This window comes from Candidatus Palauibacter sp. (assembly GCF_965237495.1).
Lineage (GTDB): Bacteria > Gemmatimonadota > Gemmatimonadetes > Palauibacterales > Palauibacteraceae > Palauibacter.
On record NZ_OZ250143.1, the window covers coordinates 4,261,297 to 4,280,328 of the forward strand.

The following is a 19,032-nucleotide window of genomic DNA, read 5'->3' on the forward strand; positions in this document are numbered from 1 at the left end:
GAGAGATGAGGAACATCCCTTGGCGAATCACGGCGATCCTCGCCTTCACACTCGCCACCATCGTGGCCGCGCTTCCCGACGCGGCGGCCGCCCAGGCCAAGCCCACGCTCGGAGCGGACGACTACGACCAGTGGGAGAGTCCGGGGCAGGCCGTGCTGTCGCCCGATGGACGCTGGCTCGCGGTCGTGGTCCGTCGCGTGGACGAGAGTTCGGAGCTTCGCGTCCACCGGACGGATGCCGACTCGGTCGCGGTCGTCTCCGAGGGCTCGAGACCAGAGTTCGGGGCGGACGGCGGCTGGCTCGCCTTCGCCATCGGTATGTCCCCCGACGAGCGCGACAAGCTGCGGGAGAGCGGGGAGCCGGTCCGGAACGGCGTGGGACTTCTCGACCTTCGGACGGGGGAACGGGAGGATATCGAAGCGGTGCAGTCGTTCTCCTTCTCCGATGACGGCAGGTATCTGGCGCTCCGCCGCTACGGGTCCCCCGACAGCGAGAACGCCGGCGTGGACGCGCTCGTTCGGGATTTCGACGGGGGTGAGGCGATGAGCTTCGGTAACGTGTCGGGACTCGCGTGGCAGGAGGGCGGGAACCTGCTTGCCATGACGCTCGACGCGGCGGACCGGGTCGGCAACGGCGTGCGGCTGTACGACCCCGAGACGGGCCGCATCCGGTCGCTCGACGCGGACGAGGCGACGTACCGGGAGCTGACCTGGCGCGAGGAGGCCCCCGATCTCGCCGTCCTCAAGACGTTCGAGGACGAGGCGCACGAGGACACCGCGCACGTGGCCCTCGCGTGGCGCGGGCTCGACTCGGACTCGCCCGCGGCGTTCGCCCTCGATCCGCAGGAGCCCTCCGAGCTTCCGGCCGGGATGCGGATCGTCGAGCACCGGACGCCGGTGTGGTCGGACGACGGCGCCACCGTCTTCCTCGGCCTCCAGGACCGTATCCCCTCCGAGACGGGCGAGGACGACGCTCCCGAGGACCCGGCGGACGGGGATGGGGACGCGGAGGATGACGGAGAAGACGAGGCGGAGGATGACGGAGAAGACGAGGCGGAAGATGAGGAGGAAGACGCCGGGGTGGAGATCTGGCATTCTCTCGATCTGGATCCCGTGCCCCAGCAGCGCGTGCGGGAAGACCAGTTGCGGCGCGAGAACGACATCGGCGCGTGGGATCTGGCGGCGGGCGGATTCCTCCTCCTGGGCGGAGATCACGCGGACCGGGCCGAGATCGCCGAGGGCGGGCGGCACGTGCTGGCCCGCGACGAGACGCCCTACGACGTGGACGCCATGTTCCGCCAGCAGTTCCACGACCTCTACGCGGTCGACGCGCGGAGCGGGAGCCGGGCCCTCGTCCGGGAGCGGGTGACGATCGACATGGGGGGCAGCCCCGGGGGGCGCTACGCGGTCTGGTTCGAGGGCGAGGACTACTGGACCCACGACCTGGCCACCGGCGAAACGCGCAACGTGACGGCCGGGCTCGGAGGGACCTTCGTGGACCTCGACCGGACGCCGACCCGCGAGCAGATGTCGCCCTTCGGGATCGCCGGCTGGCTGGAGGATGACGCGGCGATGCTCGTGAATGACCGCTTCGATGTGTGGGAGGTGAACCCCGATGGCTCCGGTGGCCGGCGCCTCACGGCGGGGGCGGAGGAATCCATCCGGCACCGCCTCGTGCGGCTCGACCGCGAAGCCGACGCCTTCGACCCCGACGAGCCGCTCCATTATTCGACCTATGGGGAGTGGACGAAGAAGGCCGGGTTCTCGCGCGCCGCCCGCGGAGAGCCGCCGGAGGTCATGATCTGGGCGGACGCCAGCTTCGGAGGCGGACTGCTCAAGGCGGAGGACGCCGACGTGTACGCCTTCCGGCGCGAGCGGTTCGAGGACTCGCCCGACTATTTCGTCGCCGGTCCGGATCTCGACGACCCGCGGCAGGTCACCCGCACCAATCCCTTCCAGGAGGACTACACCTGGGGTCGCACGCAGCTCGTCGAATATGAGAACGAATGGGGCCGCCCCCTCCAGGGAGCGCTCGTCTATCCCGCGGACTACGATCCCGACCGGGAATATCCGATGATCGTGTACCACTACGAGCGATTGTCACAGTCACTCCATCAGTACCAGGTGCCCGATCCCACGCGGTACTACAACCTCCAGATCTGGAGCCAGGAGGGATATTTCGTGCTCATGCCGGACATCGTGTACCGCGACCGGCGGCCCGGGCAGTCGAACGTGGAGACGCTGCGCCCGGCCGTGGCGGCGGCGGTCGAGACCGGGATGATCGACGCCGAGCGGGTGGGCCTCATCGGCCACTCGTGGGGTGGATACCAGACGACCTTCTTCGTGACGCAGGACGATTTGTTCGCGGCGGCCGTCGCCGGCGCGCCCCTCACGAACCTGATGAGCATGTATCTGTCCTTCTACTGGAATTCGGGGGGTACGGACGCGCGCATCTTCGAGATCAGCCAGGGGCGCATGCAGGTGCCGTGGTGGGAGGACTGGGACTCCTACTTCGCCAATTCCCCCATCCACCACATCCAGAATCTGAACACGCCGCTCCTGATCGAGTTCGGGACGGAGGACGGAGCGGTCGAGTTCAACCAGGGCGTCGAGTTCTACAACGCCGCTCGCCGCGCCGGAAAACACATGGTGATGCTGGTCTACGAAGGCGAGAACCACGGACTCGCGGAGGAGCCGAACCAGCGCGACTACCAGAGCCGCATCCTGGAGTGGTTCGCCCACTACCTGAAGGGCGAACCCGCGCCGGAGTGGATCTCCACCGGCGTTCCGTATCTCCAGCAGAAGGACGGCCCCCGGAAGAAGAAGGTGAGCTGACGATGACGATCCGTCCTGTCCGGGCTCCGGCCCGCAGTGCTGTTTCGCCGCGCACGGTCGTGTCGCTGGGGGCGCTGGGAGTCGCGCTCCTGGCTTTGCCCCCGCGCGCGGAGGCCCAATCCCCGGGCTCGCCGACCGGCGCCGCGCAGTCCGTCGAGCGGATTGCGGCGGGGCTGACCTGGAGGCTGATCGGTCCGGCCATTTCTGGCGGTCGCATCTCGGACGTGGAGATCGTCCCCGGGACGCAGTCGCACATCTACGTGGGCGCCGCCTCGGGCGGTGTCTGGGAGAGCGTCAACCACGGGACGACGTGGGAGCCGATCTTCGACGACGCGGCGAACCTGTCCGTGGGCGACATCGCGCTCGCCCCCTCGGACCCACTGGAGATCTGGGTCGGCACCGGCGAGCCGAACAACCGCAACAGTTCGCCGTGGGGCGAGGGCGTGTACCACTCGTCCGACGGCGGCGAGACGTGGCGCCTGGCCGGACTCGAGGAGACGCGGCACATTGGACGGATCGTCGTCCATCCGGCGAACCCGGACATCGTGTGGGTCGCGGCGCTGGGGCACCTGTTCGGCCCCAACCCCGAGCGGGGCGTGTACCGGACGACCGACCGCGGCGAGACGTGGGAGATGGTCCTCCACATCGACGACGACACGGGTTTCGTGGATCTCGCCCTCAATCCGGCGGACCCGTCGATGCTCTACGCGGCGGCGTACCAGCGGCGGCGGCGGGCGTGGGGGTTCGCGGGCGGCGGGCCCGGAAGCGGCCTCTACAAGTCGACGGACGGCGGCGACTCATGGGCGGAGGTGACCGAGGGCCTGCCGGAAGGCGACAAGGGACGCATCGGGCTCGCGGTCTCCGCGCAGGATCCCGCCCTCGTCATGGCCGTGGTGGAGGCCGAGGAGGGCGGCATCTTCACCTCCCGCGACTACGGTGAGACGTGGACGCGGGTCAACGAACTCAACCAGCGTCCGATGTACTACAGCCAACTCCGCATCGACCCCAACGACGAGGCGCGGGTCTGGCTCGTGGCGGGGAGCTTGCACCGCTCCACGGACGGCGGCGACAACTTCGAGGCGCTGCCCATGGAGGTCGAGTACAACACCGGCGTCCACGTGGACCACCACGACCTGTGGATCGACCCCGAGGACTCGCGCCACATGATCCTGGGGAACGACGGCGGGCTCTATTCGACGTGGGACGACGGGGACCGCTGGACGTTCATCGGGAATATCCCCGTCGCCCAGTTCTACGACGTCGATCTGGATCTCGCGGACCCGTACTACGTCTACGGCGGCCTGCAGGACAACAACTCCTACAGGGGTCCCAGCCGCACGCGCCGCTATCAGGGGATCATGAACCGCGACTGGCAGGTTCTCGACTACGGCGACGGGATGTACGCGGAGACGGACTGGGGGGACCTCGGGACGGTGTACGTGACGTCGCAGAACGCGGGGATCGTGCGCGTGAACCTGGCCACGGGGGACCGCAAGGCGCTCAAGCCCTTCCCGCCGGACTCGACGGTCGAATATCGCTTCGACTGGAAGTCGCCGATCCTCGTGTCGCCGCACGACGCGGCGCGGGTGTACCTGGGCGGGAACCGGCTGTTCATCTCGGACGACCGCGGGGAGAGCTGGCGCGTGACCGAGGACCTCACGCGCCAGCTGCATCAGGACAGCCTGGAGATCATGGGGGCGCGTCCGGACTCGACGACGCTCTCGAAGCATGACGGGGCGTCGGGGTACGGGGAGATCACGACGGTGGCGGAGTCACCGGTCGAGGCGGGGGTGCTGTGGATCGGCGCGGACGACGGCTCGGTGCGCCTGAGCCGGGACGACGGCGCGAGCTGGGAGGATCTGACCGAGCGGGTGGCCGCGGCGGCGGGGCTCCCGTTCCCGTACTACGTGAGCTGGGTCGAGACCTCGCACGCGGAGGCGGGCCGCGCCTACGTGAGCCTCGACGGCCACTGGGATAACGACTACGGCCCGCACGCGGTGGCGACGGAGGACTACGGCGCCACGTGGCGGTCGCTGGCGGACGGGCTGAGCCGCGCGTCGGCGGTGACCGTCACCGGTCGGGCGACGGGCGGCGGGATGGCGAGCGTGAACGTGATCCGCGAGCATCCGGACAACCCGGATCTGCTGTTGGTCGGAGCGGAGAACGGCGCCTTTGCGTCGCTGGACCGGGGGGCGGACTGGGCCCCGCTCGGCTCGGGGCTGCCGGCGGTCCCGGTCGACGACATCGAGATCCACCCGCGCGAGAACGACGTCGTCCTGGGCACGCACGGCCGTGCGATCTGGATCCTCGACGACATCACGCCGCTCTCGCAGGGGTCGGCCTCGGCCGGGGACCCGATGCAACTCTTCGCTCCGCGCCCGGCGACACTCTTCCTGTATCGCAACGACGTGCCCTCTATGGGCCAGGGGTCGTTCCGTGCGGAAAACCCCGCATTCGGCGCCAACATCGACTACTGGCTCCCCATGGAGACGCAGGGCACTGTCTCGATCGATGTGCTGGACCATGTCGGACAGGACATCCGCAGGCTCGAAGGCCCGGGTGCAGCCGGCCTCAACCGGATCACGTGGGATTTGCGGCATGATCCGCTGGAACACGACACCACGCGGTACGAAGTGCCCAATCTGGACGCTGGCCCAGAGGGCCCGCTCGTTCTGCCCGGGACGTTCACCGTGCGCGTGACCGCTGGCGCCGAGACGCACGAACAACTGCTCGAAGTGCGCCCCGATCCGGAGTTGCCGGTCTCGGCCGAGGAACGCAGAGCCCGATACGACTTCACGATGGCCCTCTTCGGGCTGCAGAGTTCGGCGTACGCGAGCGGCAGCGATGCCTATGCTTATGAGCGCCAGGCCTCCGATGCACTCGAGGCGTTGGAAGGCGCGTCGGATGCGTCAGCGGACGCTCTCGAGCGCGCCCGCGAACTCATGGCCGAGATCGAGGGGCTCGCCGACGACTGGCGCTCCATCAACGGCGACATCCGAAACTGGTGGACTGGTCTCCGGGGCAAGTTCGACGGCGGTCCATCGACGACCGGCTCGCTCTCGGGCCCGTCCGACGACCAGCAGCGGAGGCTCCGGCAAGTCCGCGCAGAGGTGGAGGCGGTGCGGGCCCGGGACAGTGCCGCGGCGGATGCGCTCGATGAGCTGCTGGAGCTGGCGGGCCTGCCACCCCGCGAGATCCCGGTCGACACGCTGCCCGTACTCAGGAATACCCGCGAAGTACAGCGCCTGCTGGTGGCGTTCTATCCGGCCGACCTCAGGGCCGCGGGCATCAGCGGCCGAATTGAGGTGTGGTTAAACGTGAACGAGTCAGGGGTCGTCCAACGTCGAACGCTGAAGACGTCCAGCGGCAACGAGGCGTTGGATCGTGCCGCCCTGGCCGTCGCGAGGGGGATGCGTTTCGATCCCGCGAGGAGCGACGACCAGCCAAGCGCCGTGTGGGTCAGCCAATGGTTCACCTTCGAGGTAAGATAGTAAGGCGCGGCGCGAAGCTGGCCGCGGCGGCGCAACGCGCCGCGCCCTGATCACTTGGGCGGAAGGGAACGGGCAAACGCTGCGGCTCGGTCCAGCCACTCCCGCCGGCTCTACGACCGCCCATCACTCGGCCAGTACATCGGTCTTCGCCCACCTCCTGCTTGCGACCTTCCTGAGAGAACCCGGCCCGGCTTCCGGGGTAGGAGCAATGCGGTCATCATCGGGAGCGAGGTCCTGGTCCCGCCATGTCTTACACCGCGCGACGGAGACAGAACATGCAGACGGGGTCACCGAATTGCCGAACAGGCCAGGGAGTGGCGAAGCGATGGGTGGTGGGGTTGGCCCTGGTGGGTTCGGTGACCCCGTCCGCACTTGGGGCACAGGCATGCGTCGGGTTCAGCGGCACCGGGTTCGTGAGTGGCTCCGGAGCGGTGTGTCGCGAAGGGTCCGATGACACGCGGGGCATCGGAGGTGCGGCCGGGCTCGACCTGGGCCCGGTGGCCGCGACGGGTCGCTTCCTGAAATTCTCGGGGGCTGACGAGTTCAACCAGGACTTCGACTTCGAGGATGCACGGGCGAACGTCGCCCTGAAGCTTCCGATCCCGCTGCTATCGGTGTGCCCGGTCGTCACCGTAGGTACCGGAGGCGTCCTGTCGAGAAACTTCTCCGACCTCCCCTACAAGAGCGAAACCATCTACGGGGGCGGCGTGGCCGTGGGGAAGGCGGTTCAGCGCACCGGGCTCCGGCTTCGCGCTCATTCCTTCGCTGATCGTGAGCGTCGAGAACTACGCGGTGGATCGGCTCTACGACGATATCGTGGAAGGGGGCCGGGAAGTCAGCGCCGTGATCCGGGGCGGCATCACGGTTGAAATCGGAAGGATCCTCGTTCGACCGTACGCCGCGTTCACCACCGCCGACGACAGCTATCTGCTGGCAGGAGCCCTCCTTGGCGTCACCTTCTGACCCCCGTCGCGAACGCCGGCCCGTTCCCTCGCCGAGGTCCGTACTACACATGCTGGTGTGGCTGGCCCTGCCGGGGCTCGCGACACCGGCCTCCCTCGGTGCCCAAGCCTGCCTCGGGTTCGGCGGGAACAGTTTCCTGGGGCCCGCGGCAGCCGTGAGGCATCAGAAGTCCAACAACGACAATGGGTTCGGAGCAGCGGTCGGCTTCAGTCGCGGGGAGGTGTCCGCGACCGGCCAGCTCCTGAGCTTCTCCCGAAAGCACGAATCCGGGGCACGATCCGACTTCGTCTTTGTCCGGACGGACCTGGCCGTGCGGCTTCCCTATGACGGGGTCTCGTTGTGCCCGGTGGCGACGGCAGGCTTCGAGGGCGTCCCGTTCCGCGACCGTGGTGTAATCGGCGACGCGAGTGGTCTCAACTGGGGGATTGGGCTGGCCCTCGGGCACCGCCTGACCAGAGCGGGATCCGGTCTGGAGATCATTCCCAACCTGATCGCGGGCATGGAGAGCAGCCTCGTCGAAGTCGTATACGGGGATATCGGCTTCGATCGCAGGGAGTACAGCGCCATGATCCGAGGTGGGGTCACCTTCGAGTTCAGAGGAGCGTTCGCGCGGCCCTTCGCCGCTCTCAACACGCTGGCCGACGGCTATGTGATGTGGGGGGCGGTCGCCGGCTGGCGGTTCTGAAAGCGCGCTCGGAGTTCTGTTTCGCGGCCGGCGGCGGGGATAGCTTCGGCACCATGAGCGATTCGAGTCCCGGGGGTCCCGAGAGGCGGGCCCGCGAGTTGCGCGAGGCACTTCGCCACCACTCATACCTCTACTACGTCCGCAACGAGCCGGAGATCTCGGACGAGCGGTTCGACGAGCTGTTCCGCGAACTGAAGGCGCTGGAAGAGGCACACCCGGAGCTCGTCACTCCAGACTCGCCGACGCAGCGCGTGGGGGCCGAACCGCTCGACGCGTTCGAGACGCTCGAGCACGCGGCGCCCATGCTGAGTCTCGATTCGTCTGCCGAATTGGAGCCGCTGCAGCGTTTCGACGAGCGCATGCGGAAGGCGCTGGGGGACGACGTGATCTACGTCGTCGAGCCCAAGCTGGACGGCGCCTCGATCGAACTCGTGTATGAGGACGGCCTCCTGGCGCGGGCGGTGACGCGGGGGGACGGGGTCCGCGGCGAGGGCGTGACGGAGAACGCCCGCACGATCCACTCGGTGCCGCTCCGGCTCCGTGACGCCGACCGCGAGGTGCCGGCGTTCCTGGCGCTGCGGGCCGAGGTGATCATGCGACTGGGCGCCTTCGAGGCCCTGAACGCCCGCCTGCTGGAGAGCGACCGCCCCCCGTTCGCGAACCCGCGCAACGCGGCGGCCGGATCGCTGCGGCAGCTGGACCCCCGGATCACCGCCGCCCGCCCGCTCGACATCTACGTCTACGACATCCTCGCGATCGACGGACGGACGCCGCCCAGGCAATGGGAGACGCTCGAGGCGCTCCGTGATTGGGGGCTGCCCGTCAACGAACGCTGCCGGCCCGCGGCCGGCGTGGAGGATATCCTCGCCTTCCACGCGGAACTGGAGGAGGGCCGCGACGACCTCGACTACGAAATCGACGGCATCGTCGTCAAGCTCGATGACATGGCCGCCCGCGACGAAGTCGGGGAGACGTCGCACCACCCGCGCTGGGCGTTCGCGCTCAAGTTCCCTCCGCGCAAGGAGGTGACGCGGCTCCTCCACATCTTCCCCAGCGTGGGGCGGACGGGCGTCGTGACCCCGATCGCGTTCATGCGGCCGGTGGAGCTGGGCGGCGTGACGGTGAGCCGGGCGAACCTCCACAACCGGGAGGAGGTCGCGCGCAAGGACATCCGCGAGGGGGACCGGGTGCGCGTGCAGCGGGCGGGCGACGTGATCCCGCAGGTGCTGGAGCGGATCGAGGAGCCGGGGCGCGAGCGGGCGGAGCCGTGGGTCATGCCCGCCGAATGTCCGTCGTGCGGGACCGGGCTGGAGCCGCGCGGCCCCTACACGTTCTGCCCCAACCTGTTCGCCTGTCCCGCGCAGCTGGCCGGACGCATCCAGCACCTCGGCTCCCGCCACGCCCTCGACATCGAGGGCCTGGGGGAGGAGACCGCCAACCTTCTCGTCCGGCAGGGCCTGATCGACCACCTGCCGCAGCTGTTCGAGCTGGAGGCGGAGACGCTGATGGAGCTGGAGGGCTTCGCCGAGAAGTCCGCCACGAACCTCGTCGAGGCGATCGCCGCCGCGCGCCGAACCGAACTCGCGCGCTTCATCTACGGCCTCGGGATCCCCGAGGTCGGGGTGACGGTGGCGCGGGAACTCGCCTCGCACTTCCGCTCGTTCGAGGAGTTTCGCTCCGCTGACGAGGAGACGCTCCAGACGGTGGACGGGATCGGCCCCCGGATGGCGGAGCAGATCACCAGCTTCCTGGCCCGGCCCGTCGTGTCCGCGATCGTCGACGACCTGCGCGGGTTCATCGATCCGGTGCCGCCGCCCCGGAGCGGGGACGCGCTGGCCGGACTTCGGATCGTCCTCACCGGAGGGCTGGAGACGATGAGCCGGAGCGAGGCGGGGAAACGGCTCGAAGCCCAGGGTGCGAAGGTCACATCCTTGGTGAGCAAGCAGACGAGCTACGTCGTGGCGGGAGAAAACCCGGGCCGCAAGCTGGAACGGGCGCAGGCGCTCGGCGTCGAAGTCCTCGACGAGGCGGGCCTCCTCGTGCTTCTGAGCGGTGGGCCGGCCGACGCCGGCGGGGCAGGGGAGCCCGGCGAGTCCTGATGGAGAACATTGAGATCGTCCGCGTCCTCGACGAGGTGGCCGACCTCCTTGAAATCCAGCAGGCGAATCCGTTCCGCATCCGGGCGTATCGCAACGCGGTGCGCACGATCAACGCGCACGCCTCGCCCCTGCGGAAGCTCGTCGAGCAGGGCGCCGACCTCACCGACCTCCCGTCGATCGGGAAGGGGATGGCCGACAACGTCCGCGAACTCGTGGAGAGCGGCCGCCTCGCGATGCTCGACGAGCTCGCCGCCGAGATCCCTCCGGGCCTCGTCCATCTGATGCGGCTGCCGGGGGTCGGTCCGAAGAAGGCGCGGAAGCTGTGGGACGAACTGGGCGTCGAGTCGATCGAGGATCTCGAGGAGGTCGCGAAGGAGGGGCGCGTCGCCGAACTCGCCGGCTTCGGACTCAAGACGCAGGACCTGATCATCCGGGGGATCCGCAACTACCGGACGAACACCGCGCGCTTCCGGCTCGGTGAGGTGGATGAGCTGCTCCCGCCGCTGATCGAACATCTGCGGGAGACGCCCGGCATCACGCGGCTGGAGGTCGCCGGGAGCTATCGCCGCCGCAAGGAAACGGTGGGCGACATCGACATCCTCGTCCTGGCCGAGGACGCGCGCGCCGCCTCGGACGCCCTCGTGGGCTTCTCCGGCGTGGAGAGCGTGATCGGGGCCGGCGGAACCAAGACCTCGGTCCGGCTGCGGAGCGGATTGCAGGTCGACCTGCGCGTGGTGCCGCCCGAGAGCTGGGGCGCGGCGCTCGTCTATTTCACGGGATCGAAGGAGCACAACATCAGGCTCCGGCGCCGCGCCCTCGATCGAAAGCTGCGCGTGTCGGAGTACGGCGTATTCGAGATCCCCGACGAGTCGGTCAGCGACCGCCTCGGGGAGCGGGGCGTCGCCTCGGAAGGCGCGGTGGTCGCCGGCGCCAGCGAGGAGGAGGTCTATCGAGTGCTGGATCTCGCCTGGATTCCGCCCGAACTCCGCACGGACCGCGGGGAGTTCGCCGCCTCCGACGCGGGCGCGCTCCCGCACCTCGTCGAGCGCTCGGACCTGCGTGGCGACGTGCACATGCACAGCACCTGGTCCGACGGCCGGGTCTCGCTCGAGGCGATGGTCGCGGCCTGCGCGGCGCGCGGGTACGAGTACATGGCGATCACGGACCACTCGAAGGCACTCGCCATGGTCGAGGGCCTCGACGCCGCCAAGCTCCGTCGCCAGTGGGAGGAGATCGAACAGGTGCAGGCCGCGCACCCCGAGATCCGGATCCTCAGGGGGATGGAGGTCGACATCCTCCGGGACGGCTCGCTCGATCTCGAGGACGAGATGCTCGAAGGGCTCGACATCGTCATCATCTCGGTCCACTCCTTCTTCGGACTGGAGCGGGCGCGGCAGACGGCGCGCGTGCTGAAGGCGCTGTCCCACCCTCGTTCGATGATCTTCGGCCACCCCACCGGCCGCATCCTCAACCGCAGGGGTCCGATCGACGTCGACATCGACGACATCCTCCACGCCTGCGCGGAGTTCGGGGTCGCGGTGGAGGTCAACTCGCACCCGAACCGGCTGGATCTCAAGGACACCCACCTGTGGCGCGCCCGCGAACTGGGGGTGCCCGTCGTCGTGACCACGGACGCGCACCGTCCCGACGAACTCGACCTCGCGCGCTACGGGATCGAGCAGGCGCGCCGCGCGTGGCTCACCCCCGAACACATCCTCAACACGCACGGCGTCGACGGCTTCCTCGCGGGCCTCGGCTGACGCCGGCTACGGGAGGCGAACGAAAGTCCCGTCCCGATAGAGATACGCCGGCAGGTCCGGATACCGAGCCCGCAGCCGGTGGTTCTGATCGCGCAGGTCCCGGGCGAAGATCAGCGGCCCCTCCAGGTCCGGGGCGTTCGCCGGGAGGTGGGGGGAATAGTTCGTGTACGAGGGCGTGGCCGGCATCACGTCCCGGCCGTCGCGATCGTACAGGAGTTCGTGTACGCAAACCTCGGCCAACGGACGCTCGGGGGCGAAGCGGAGCGTCGGATCGCCGTTGAGCCGGAATCGCGCCAGTTCGTCCGCCGAGCGGAAGAGGGAGACCAGTGTCCGGTCGAGGCGGGCCCCGCTCCAGCCTTCGGTTTCCGCCTCCCGCAGGACGAGTTCGAGTTCGCAGTGATCGGAACGCCGGTACGCGCGCTCGGCGATGGAGGCGCTGGCGCCCGCCCCCCGCGCGCGGGCGATGAGCCGGTTCCCCCAGCTCACCTTCACGAAGATCAGGCCCCGCTCGATACCCGCCTGCCGGGCTTCCGCGGTCAGATCCCGCTTCAGGCTCCCGAGATTCGTCGCGTAGGTGCGGAATCGCTGCGGGATCCCGAACGCGAGCGAATAGAGGAAGGCGGCCCCGATGAGCGCCGTGGTCAGAGTCCCGAGATCGACGCTTCCCAGCCATGCCGGACGACGGCCCGAGAGATGTCGGCGTAGTTCCAGGAGCGAGCGCGCGAGGAGGGGGAGGAGGAAGGGGAGACCCTCATAGAGAAAGCGCGGCCCGAGGAACGCGTCGCGGTGCCAGTAGAAGAAGTGGGCCGCCGGGATGGCGAGGAAAGCCCCGAGAAGCCGGCCGTCCCAGCGCGCGATCGAAGGGTCCGCTCGCACGCCCGCGCCGGAGCAGGTCTCGGACCTTGTCGCGGAAGACCAGCCGGCCGCGAGAAAGATGCCGAGCGGGGCGAGGGCGGGGATCGGCCCTTCGAACAGGAAGGCCTGCAGGAGGCCAAGGTCGATGAGTTCGTTGCGGAGACCTGCGAGAGGGGTATGGAGTTCGCCCCAGGGGGAGAGGTGGAAGCCGAGGCCGTGTGACTCCCCCCACAGCCGGAGATAGCCGGGTGTGAGCGGGTCGCCGGTCGTCGCAGCGTTGAAGATCGCGTAGAGCGAGGCGATGCCGAGGAAGCCGCCCGCCCCAAGGAGGGCCGTCGACCAGCGGCAGGGCGCCGCCAGCCTGAGCGCCGGCAGCGCCAGGGCCCCGCCCACCGCCAGCGCGGTAAGAGGACGGGTGACGAACGCCGCGCCCAGCGCCAGCCCCGCCGCGAGGATCCAACCGCGGGGGGCCGCGTCCCCAACCCTGGGCCGTGGCCCCGTCCCCGCCCAGCGCGCGAAGCACCACAGAAAGAGCGAGATATGCAGGTGCGAGGACACGTGGTTCATGTGGCTTGCCCCCATGAACCAGAAGAACGGCGCCAGGACGAGGAGGACCGCAGTCACGCGTCCCACCGCCTCGCCGAAGATGTGCCGAGCGGTGTCGATCACGAGCCAGGCGGAGAGGAGCGAGAAGAGAATCGGGACCAGCCACGGCGCCCCGGCCCACACGCCGATCGCCAGCGCCGCCGGGTGCCCGGGTGGGTACTGCGCGTACCACCTCCCCGCGTCGGAGACCATGTGCTGCGTCGCGAAAAAGGCGCCGAGTTCGGGAGCGGGAACCCAGGCGACGCCGCCAGCGAAGATCTTCGCCTGGAAGAGTTGGGCAATCGTGTCGACGAGGAGGGGCCGGCGCGAGAAGGCCGCGAGGCTGGTGGCCGTCAGCAGCGCGGCGAGGGCCGCCAGCACGGCCAGGAGGAACGCCGGGAAGGGCGGGAACCGGGGCACACCGGCGAGAGCGTCGGCCGACCGTTCCACCGCCAGCGGAAACCGTCGGCTGGCCAGCCACGCGACCCCCGCACAGACGAGGAGGCCGAGCATCCATTCCCCGGGACCTGGCAGCCCTGAACTGCCCGGCGGATCGTCGAACAGAAGCCGCAGAGGCATGAACGGGACGACCAGAAACAGCCCACCCGCGACCCGCTTCGCCAGATCCCCGGCATCCGTTACGCGTGTCATCTTCCCCTCCCCGGACCCGCGTCGCCAGCGTGTCCATTCCTCTTCCTTCGCCTCCTTCCGTCAGTTTCCCGCCGTTGGTGAACCCGACCTCAACCCGGGGCGACCTCGCGTTGATCCTCCGTTGAAACCCGTCCCTAGAATGGCGGCGAGGGAAACCGGCACCGACGGATTTCGACCAAGGAGGGTGGCGCATGACCGGTGGATGCGGGCTCCACCCGCTCGCGAGGGACCACTACATCCCGCTTCGCAGGCAACTCGCCGCGGATCTCGAGGCCGGGATCCGGGATGGGCAGGTCAGGCCCGGAGCCCATCTCCCATCGTCACGTGATCTGGCGCGCCTTCTTGGCGTGGATCGCGGGACGGTCGGGGCGGCCCTGGCGCGGCTGCGTCGGCGGAATCTCATCGAGTTGCACAGCGGGCAGCGTCCCCGTGCCGCGATCGGGCCGTTTCGCGACTGGCCGGAGGCGGGTGGGAGGAGTGCGGCCCGGCACTTCAGCGCAGCGCCGACCCGCCCGACGGCCCGTCAGGCGACGCTTGCGCTGCTCCGGGGCGCGCACGCGGGGGGGCTCTCGCGTTGGGAGCTCCTGCGGGAACTGGAACGGATCGTGCGAGGTGCGGGCGATGCGGATGCGCGCCGCGTCACCCTCTGGGAACCACGGGCAGGTCTCAGAGCCCTGCTCGCCACGGAGTTGGAGGCAACGTGCCGGGTCCATGTCCACGCGACCGGTTCGACGCGCCTCGTGCGTGCGGGCGTTCCAGTGATCGTTCGGCGCGAACTCCTCCCGCGGATCCGCCGGGCGTACCGCGTCGAGTGCCTGCCCCTCGCGCTGGCCGGAGGAACATCCGAACGCGAGTTCGTGCGGCGTCGTCTGCGGCGGGGGCTGGTCGTCCTCCTCTCCCGGAGCGAGACCGTGCGGGTCTTTGGGGCCGAACTTGCCGCCCGCGACTTCGCCCGCGGAATCAGCTTCACGGCCCTGGACCCCGCCCGCGACCGTCAGGCTGCCGAGCGCGCCCTGTCTGCGGCGGCGGTCGTCTTCCACGATCGCCTGGCGCTCCCCTACGTGAGGCCGATCTCCGTCCCCGCGATGCCCATCAGACTCGTTCCGCCCCGGGAGCTGGAGCGGCTGGACCGCTATCTCTCGAGAGCCGAAGCCGAACCGCGGAGGCCATAGCCGTTGCCGTCTTTCACGCGTAAATTCAGAACAGAAGGATCCCACCGTGCCACGGAGGTCCGGGCATCATGAAGAAGAGGCAAGTCTGGTTGATCATTCTGGCCCTGCTGGTTCTCGATGGCCTCGCCGGACTCCCCGGCTTCCCGGCCATATTCACGAGGACGCGTACGCACTATCCGGAGGACTATGCCGAAGGCCATGCCCGCGTGACGACGACTATCTGCCGCGGCGTTCCGTTCATAAGGAAATCCTGTGAGGTTCGCGTAAGGATGTCATCCGCGGAAGCAGACTCTGGGTTAGAAGAGTGAGCGACCGGGGCCTTAACCGCGACTCTCACCGCAACTTGGACCGCGACCTGCCCGGCGATTTCGACCGCGGCGTCATTCTGAGGGCGCATCGCTTCCGGGCCGACATCGCCGGATACCGGCTCGTGCGCGGCCACTACATGGACCGGGCCGACGACCGGGCCGACCGCTGGTACGTCGTGTCTGCCTCGGAAAAGAACCCCGAGCGAACCGGTCCCGGCTTCAGGACCTCCGCTGCCGCCGCCAGGGAAGCCGAACGGCGGGCGGCCGCCGAGACGGTGGAGACGGACAACACGCCGTAAGGGACCGCCCGGGGCCAACCGAACCTTGAAGGCTGGCAGCCGCGCGCATATTATCGATGGTCCGTGTCGCTCCCCCGGGCACCTTGGTGCCGGACCCGAGAGCGATACGCACGTTGGCCCGTGGTGGAATTGGCAACACGTCTGGCTCTGGACCAGAAGATTCCAGGTTCGAGTCCTGGCGGGCCAATCGAGAGGACGACGCAGGACGCGGAGGGGTGGCCGAGTGGCTTAAGGCGGCGCCCTGCTAAGGCGTTGACTCGAAAGAGTCTCGTGGGTTCGAATCCCACCCCCTCCGCTTCATAAGATCGCATAACGTCATATTTCATTTCGTTTTACGTAGTCTCTTTCTGTGTCGTGTCCCACAATAAGTCCCATTTCTCAGGCGAGAAGATCCGGGACGCCAACGTGGTGCGCGGGAACCTATCTGAGGGACTGGGGCTCTCCCCCCTCGTCGCGCACACGCTAATCTTCTCGCTCTCGCAGCCTTCGCCGGGGGGCGGGTGGCGGGTTCGGCGCCCATGCGGAGGGCGACCCAGGCCGTGAAGCTCTCCCTTGGCTTCTTCAGCGTGCCTGCGACAATGGCCTATTCGGCGCTGATCCTGATCAAGGACACCGCGGTGACTGACTTCGTCTTCGCCATCCTCTGCACGGTGGCCCTCGTGTCGGGCCTCGCATACGCGATTGAGGGCTTCGCCATTCTTGTTGACGAGCGTCCGATTTGACCGTAGCGTTGTCCTTACGACACTACGGAATGAGGACGGAGAATGGCTAAGGACAAGGGCCACCCTGGTGCTACTCTGAAGAAGTACTTGGAAGCACATGAACTGACGGTGCATCGGAGTGCAGAACTGTTGGGCGTGGCGCGACCCACGCTATCAAGAATCTTGAACGGCTGGGCATCGGTTTCGCCGGACATGGCGATTCGATTGGAAGAGATTGGATGGGCGGACGCCGAGTTTTGGCTCGATTTGCAGGCTGCACATGATCTTGCGGCCACTCGTGGCATCACGGATCCGCAGGGGAAGCTGGACGCCCCGCAGCTCGAGTATTTGATGGCGTGGCGCAAAGATGGAGAATCCGCAGGGCCGTCGCGGGGGCACCTGCGGCAGGTCGCCCCGGACTTCGGTCGCCTGACGCCGAAGAAGCGTGGCGCCGCCCTCGTTGGCCTCGGGATGTCGCTGGTTTGCGAAGGGGTGCCGGTCGAAGCCGTACTCAACAGTTTGGCTGAGCATCCGACATGGCGTCGTCTGGGGATGCCGTTCCGCCCGTCGGATCACTTCTCCCGTCACGGCGGACTGGAACAAGCGGAGGGCGCGTCGCGGTTCGTTCACCACCCCTACCCGCAGGGAAGATATCTCGTGGCGTGGAACCGATCCGACGCGGAGCATCATCGCTTGGCGGTGGGTTCTTGGCCTGATCGCGACGGCTGGTCGGCGCAATTCGCGAACGGCGTTGTGGGCGGGGCCGCCCTATCGCACACCATCTGGTCGGGTCGCCGCGAAACTGCCCTCTTGATGCTTGCGTTCGGGCTAATCGCGGAGGGTCACTACTTTCTTGAGGTGCTGGAGGAATTCGCGGCGATTCGCGAGTGGCGCGACATGGGCGTTCTGCTTCCGGACGGATACTACGAAAGAGCGCTGCGAGATGGTGACCCGAAGCGATGGGCTCCGCACGACCGACCCTCCGTGAAATCCTCTGGTTCCGAAGACGGCGGGGACAGCGGGAAGACTGGCCAAGGCCCGGGCGCGAAGCGACGAACCAAGTCGGTGGTCCGCAACGCTCCGGAATGGGAACTGCTGTTTCTGTTTCCCAACCTCAAGGTCGAACCAGATGATCTGGCGACGTGGGGTTTTCCGCCCCAGCTGGGCCTTACTCTCGGACTCGAAGGCATCGCGCTGACATCCGCGAGGGATGAGCGTGTGGTCGAGACGCTGGAGTGGTCTGCAGCAGCCGACTCTTGGGTGAAGTCGTTTCACGATGGGCGCTGGAACCCGATCGTGCCCGCCGCGTTGATTGCGGAGAGGAGTCGGGCGTCTCGGATGGGCCAGAGCCCGGAGCCCGTGATGTCATTCTTGAACTCCGTTGCCGTCGCCGCGCTCCTGCGGACTAGGACCAGATGGCCCGGTGGGGGCGTGCGCGGGCCTTCGTGGTCCGATTCGTTCGATTACCATCCCATCGAATTGCGACCAAATGGTTCGGCACTCGACATCTCGACACCCGCGCTTGATTCATTCCATCTGCCTTGGAGAGATCTTTCCCTGACCTGCAACGTCGGTTTGGGACAAAGCGAAATGGATTCCACGGACGAGCACTTGGCTCTCCGGCTCGGCCGTGTTTGGGCGTTGAGATACCGGGAGGGTCTGGCAAATCGTTCAACAACTAGGCTATTTCGATCACTGGAAGCTGCGGTCGAAGCGCTCAGGATGGCGTCGAGAAGTTACCACACTACTCGCGAATCGGCGTCTACTTCGATTCGCTGGGCGACCGCCGTGGAGATGCTCGCCGCGCCGGGGGAAGGATACGTAGACAAGAACCATTGCCTCGCGTTGGTCAAGGAAAACTCCTGCTCCGCCGGCGAGGAAGAACTCGCGGCGGATGTCTTCCTGCGGTTGTACAAGCTGCGGGGCGACAGCGTCCATGGGCGCGAGATCGGGCTGGATCAGTTTCTTCCTTTTGGTGACCAAGCTCCTCCGCTGCTTTCTCTCGCCTCCTCCGTATATCGACTAGCTCTGGTCGCCTATCTGAACCGACACTGGCCATCTGCGGAATCGACCGTTGACGCCGCGGAGGGGCTAGAGACGCAGATACGTTCGGCACTGCTTGATCTGCCGCGAGTCGATTACGAGACGCACCTCGGCTACGCTCGAACTAGACGGTGATCGCCTTGTGGAACACCGGACCGGTTCGTAGTTGCCGCAGAGTTGCCGCCAGGGGCGGGGAAGGCGCCGCGATGGCGTTGCCGAGCATGGCGCCCAGAGGAGCGCCGAGCATAACAAGGGTTTCGATCCTCATCGGGCCACCTGCCTTCCCGCAGGGATTGCTTTGTCGGGAGCGACCCCGCAGCGGCGGGGAGGATGGAGTGCACACGCCATCCGCCCCCGTGCTGATCGAGGCATGCCGAGATGGGGGTTGCTCTCCCGTCCACGGCCCGGAGACCCGCATCGGCACCGGCGATGTCGTCAACGGTCGGGCCGCAACTCAATGCCAACTACTACCGTCGGAGGGAGGAGGGCGAAAAGGCGGCCTAGTTTGGAGACCTAGGAGCCTGCGCCGTAGAAGCCGATGGTGCGGCGCGTGCCGGATGGTTATGGTGATGCCGGGCTGTGACCG

12 protein-coding genes and 2 tRNA genes are annotated in these 19,032 nt (G+C 67.9%); 13 read left to right on the top strand and 1 reads right to left on the bottom strand.

Going from position 1 to position 19,032, the window contains the following annotated elements; genetic code table 11:
* The first annotated feature begins 5 nt into the window (after nucleotides 1–5).
* From ACPXY0_RS18790 to polX, 6 genes are all read left to right on the top strand, one after another.
* Nucleotides 6–2,834 (top strand): prolyl oligopeptidase family serine peptidase, encoded by a 2,829-nt coding sequence (locus ACPXY0_RS18790; RefSeq protein ID WP_423927232.1) that lies wholly within the window; start codon nucleotides 6–8, stop codon nucleotides 2,832–2,834.
* A gap of 2 nt (nucleotides 2,835–2,836) precedes the next feature.
* Entirely contained in the window at nucleotides 2,837–6,325 is a 3,489-nt protein-coding gene (locus ACPXY0_RS18795) for a TonB family protein (RefSeq protein WP_423927234.1), read from the top strand.
* A 771-nt stretch (nucleotides 6,326–7,096) separates the two neighbouring features.
* Nucleotides 7,097–7,288: a hypothetical protein gene (locus tag ACPXY0_RS18800; protein ID WP_423927236.1), complete on the top strand. Its 192-nt coding sequence runs from the start codon at nucleotides 7,097–7,099 to the stop codon at nucleotides 7,286–7,288.
* Between the two features lie 49 nt (nucleotides 7,289–7,337).
* Complete coding sequence (locus ACPXY0_RS18805; protein ID WP_423927238.1) at nucleotides 7,338–7,973, top strand: hypothetical protein; 636 nt, start codon at nucleotides 7,338–7,340, stop codon at nucleotides 7,971–7,973.
* Between the two features lie 53 nt (nucleotides 7,974–8,026).
* Nucleotides 8,027–10,072, top strand: coding sequence for an NAD-dependent DNA ligase LigA (gene ligA / locus ACPXY0_RS18810; protein WP_423927240.1), 2,046 nt, complete (start codon nucleotides 8,027–8,029; stop codon nucleotides 10,070–10,072).
* The gene (polX, locus tag ACPXY0_RS18815) at nucleotides 10,072–11,832 is read left to right on the top strand and encodes a DNA polymerase/3'-5' exonuclease PolX (protein WP_423927242.1); all 1,761 of its coding nucleotides are present in this window, start codon (nucleotides 10,072–10,074) and stop codon (nucleotides 11,830–11,832) included. The genes ligA and polX overlap by 1 nt, the downstream gene beginning before the upstream one ends.
* A 6-nt stretch (nucleotides 11,833–11,838) precedes the next feature.
* On the opposite strand, the gene ACPXY0_RS18820 is transcribed toward polX, so the two are convergent.
* On the bottom strand, nucleotides 11,839–13,923 hold the full coding sequence (locus ACPXY0_RS18820) for a glycosyltransferase family 39 protein (protein WP_423927244.1): 2,085 nt from the start codon (nucleotides 13,921–13,923) through the stop codon (nucleotides 11,839–11,841).
* A gap of 191 nt (nucleotides 13,924–14,114) precedes the next feature.
* On the opposite strand from ACPXY0_RS18820, the gene ACPXY0_RS18825 reads away from it, so the two are divergent.
* From ACPXY0_RS18825 to ACPXY0_RS18855, 7 genes are all read left to right on the top strand, one after another.
* On the top strand, nucleotides 14,115–15,095 hold the full coding sequence (locus ACPXY0_RS18825; RefSeq protein ID WP_423927246.1) for a GntR family transcriptional regulator: 981 nt from the start codon (nucleotides 14,115–14,117) through the stop codon (nucleotides 15,093–15,095).
* A gap of 68 nt (nucleotides 15,096–15,163) precedes the next feature.
* A complete protein-coding gene (locus ACPXY0_RS18830; RefSeq protein WP_423927248.1) occupies nucleotides 15,164–15,403 on the top strand; it encodes a hypothetical protein in 240 nt (79 codons plus the stop codon).
* Nucleotides 15,400–15,702, top strand: coding sequence for a hypothetical protein (locus ACPXY0_RS18835; protein ID WP_423927250.1), 303 nt, complete (start codon nucleotides 15,400–15,402; stop codon nucleotides 15,700–15,702). The genes ACPXY0_RS18830 and ACPXY0_RS18835 overlap by 4 nt, the downstream gene beginning before the upstream one ends.
* Nucleotides 15,703–15,816: 114 nt before the next feature.
* Nucleotides 15,817–15,889, top strand: a tRNA-Gln gene (locus ACPXY0_RS18840).
* 22 nt (nucleotides 15,890–15,911) lie between these two features.
* Nucleotides 15,912–15,997 (top strand) — tRNA-Ser (locus tag ACPXY0_RS18845).
* A gap of 244 nt (nucleotides 15,998–16,241) precedes the next feature.
* Nucleotides 16,242–16,424, top strand: coding sequence for a hypothetical protein (locus ACPXY0_RS18850; RefSeq protein ID WP_423927252.1), 183 nt, complete (start codon nucleotides 16,242–16,244; stop codon nucleotides 16,422–16,424).
* Nucleotides 16,425–16,466: 42 nt separating this feature from the next.
* Nucleotides 16,467–18,581, top strand: coding sequence for a HigA family addiction module antitoxin (locus tag ACPXY0_RS18855; RefSeq protein WP_423927254.1), 2,115 nt, complete (start codon nucleotides 16,467–16,469; stop codon nucleotides 18,579–18,581).
* Nucleotides 18,582–19,032 lie beyond the last annotated feature (451 nt).

Bases quoted from the DNA above. Each gene is read 5' to 3' on its own strand.
- ACPXY0_RS18790 (WP_423927232.1), top strand. From the start codon at position 6: ATGAGGAACATCCCTTGGCGAATCACGGCGATCCTCGCCTTCACACTC.
- ACPXY0_RS18795 (WP_423927234.1), top strand. From the start codon at position 2,837: ATGACGATCCGTCCTGTCCGGGCTCCGGCCCGCAGTGCTGTTTCGCCG.
- ACPXY0_RS18805 (WP_423927238.1), top strand. From the start codon at position 7,338: ATGCTGGTGTGGCTGGCCCTGCCGGGGCTCGCGACACCGGCCTCCCTC.
- ligA (WP_423927240.1), top strand. From the start codon at position 8,027: ATGAGCGATTCGAGTCCCGGGGGTCCCGAGAGGCGGGCCCGCGAGTTG.
- polX (WP_423927242.1), top strand. From the start codon at position 10,072: ATGGAGAACATTGAGATCGTCCGCGTCCTCGACGAGGTGGCCGACCTC.
- ACPXY0_RS18820 (WP_423927244.1), bottom strand. From the start codon at position 13,923: ATGACACGCGTAACGGATGCCGGGGATCTGGCGAAGCGGGTCGCGGGT.
- ACPXY0_RS18825 (WP_423927246.1), top strand. From the start codon at position 14,115: ATGACCGGTGGATGCGGGCTCCACCCGCTCGCGAGGGACCACTACATC.
- ACPXY0_RS18830 (WP_423927248.1), top strand. From the start codon at position 15,164: ATGAAGAAGAGGCAAGTCTGGTTGATCATTCTGGCCCTGCTGGTTCTC.
- ACPXY0_RS18855 (WP_423927254.1), top strand. From the start codon at position 16,467: ATGGCTAAGGACAAGGGCCACCCTGGTGCTACTCTGAAGAAGTACTTG.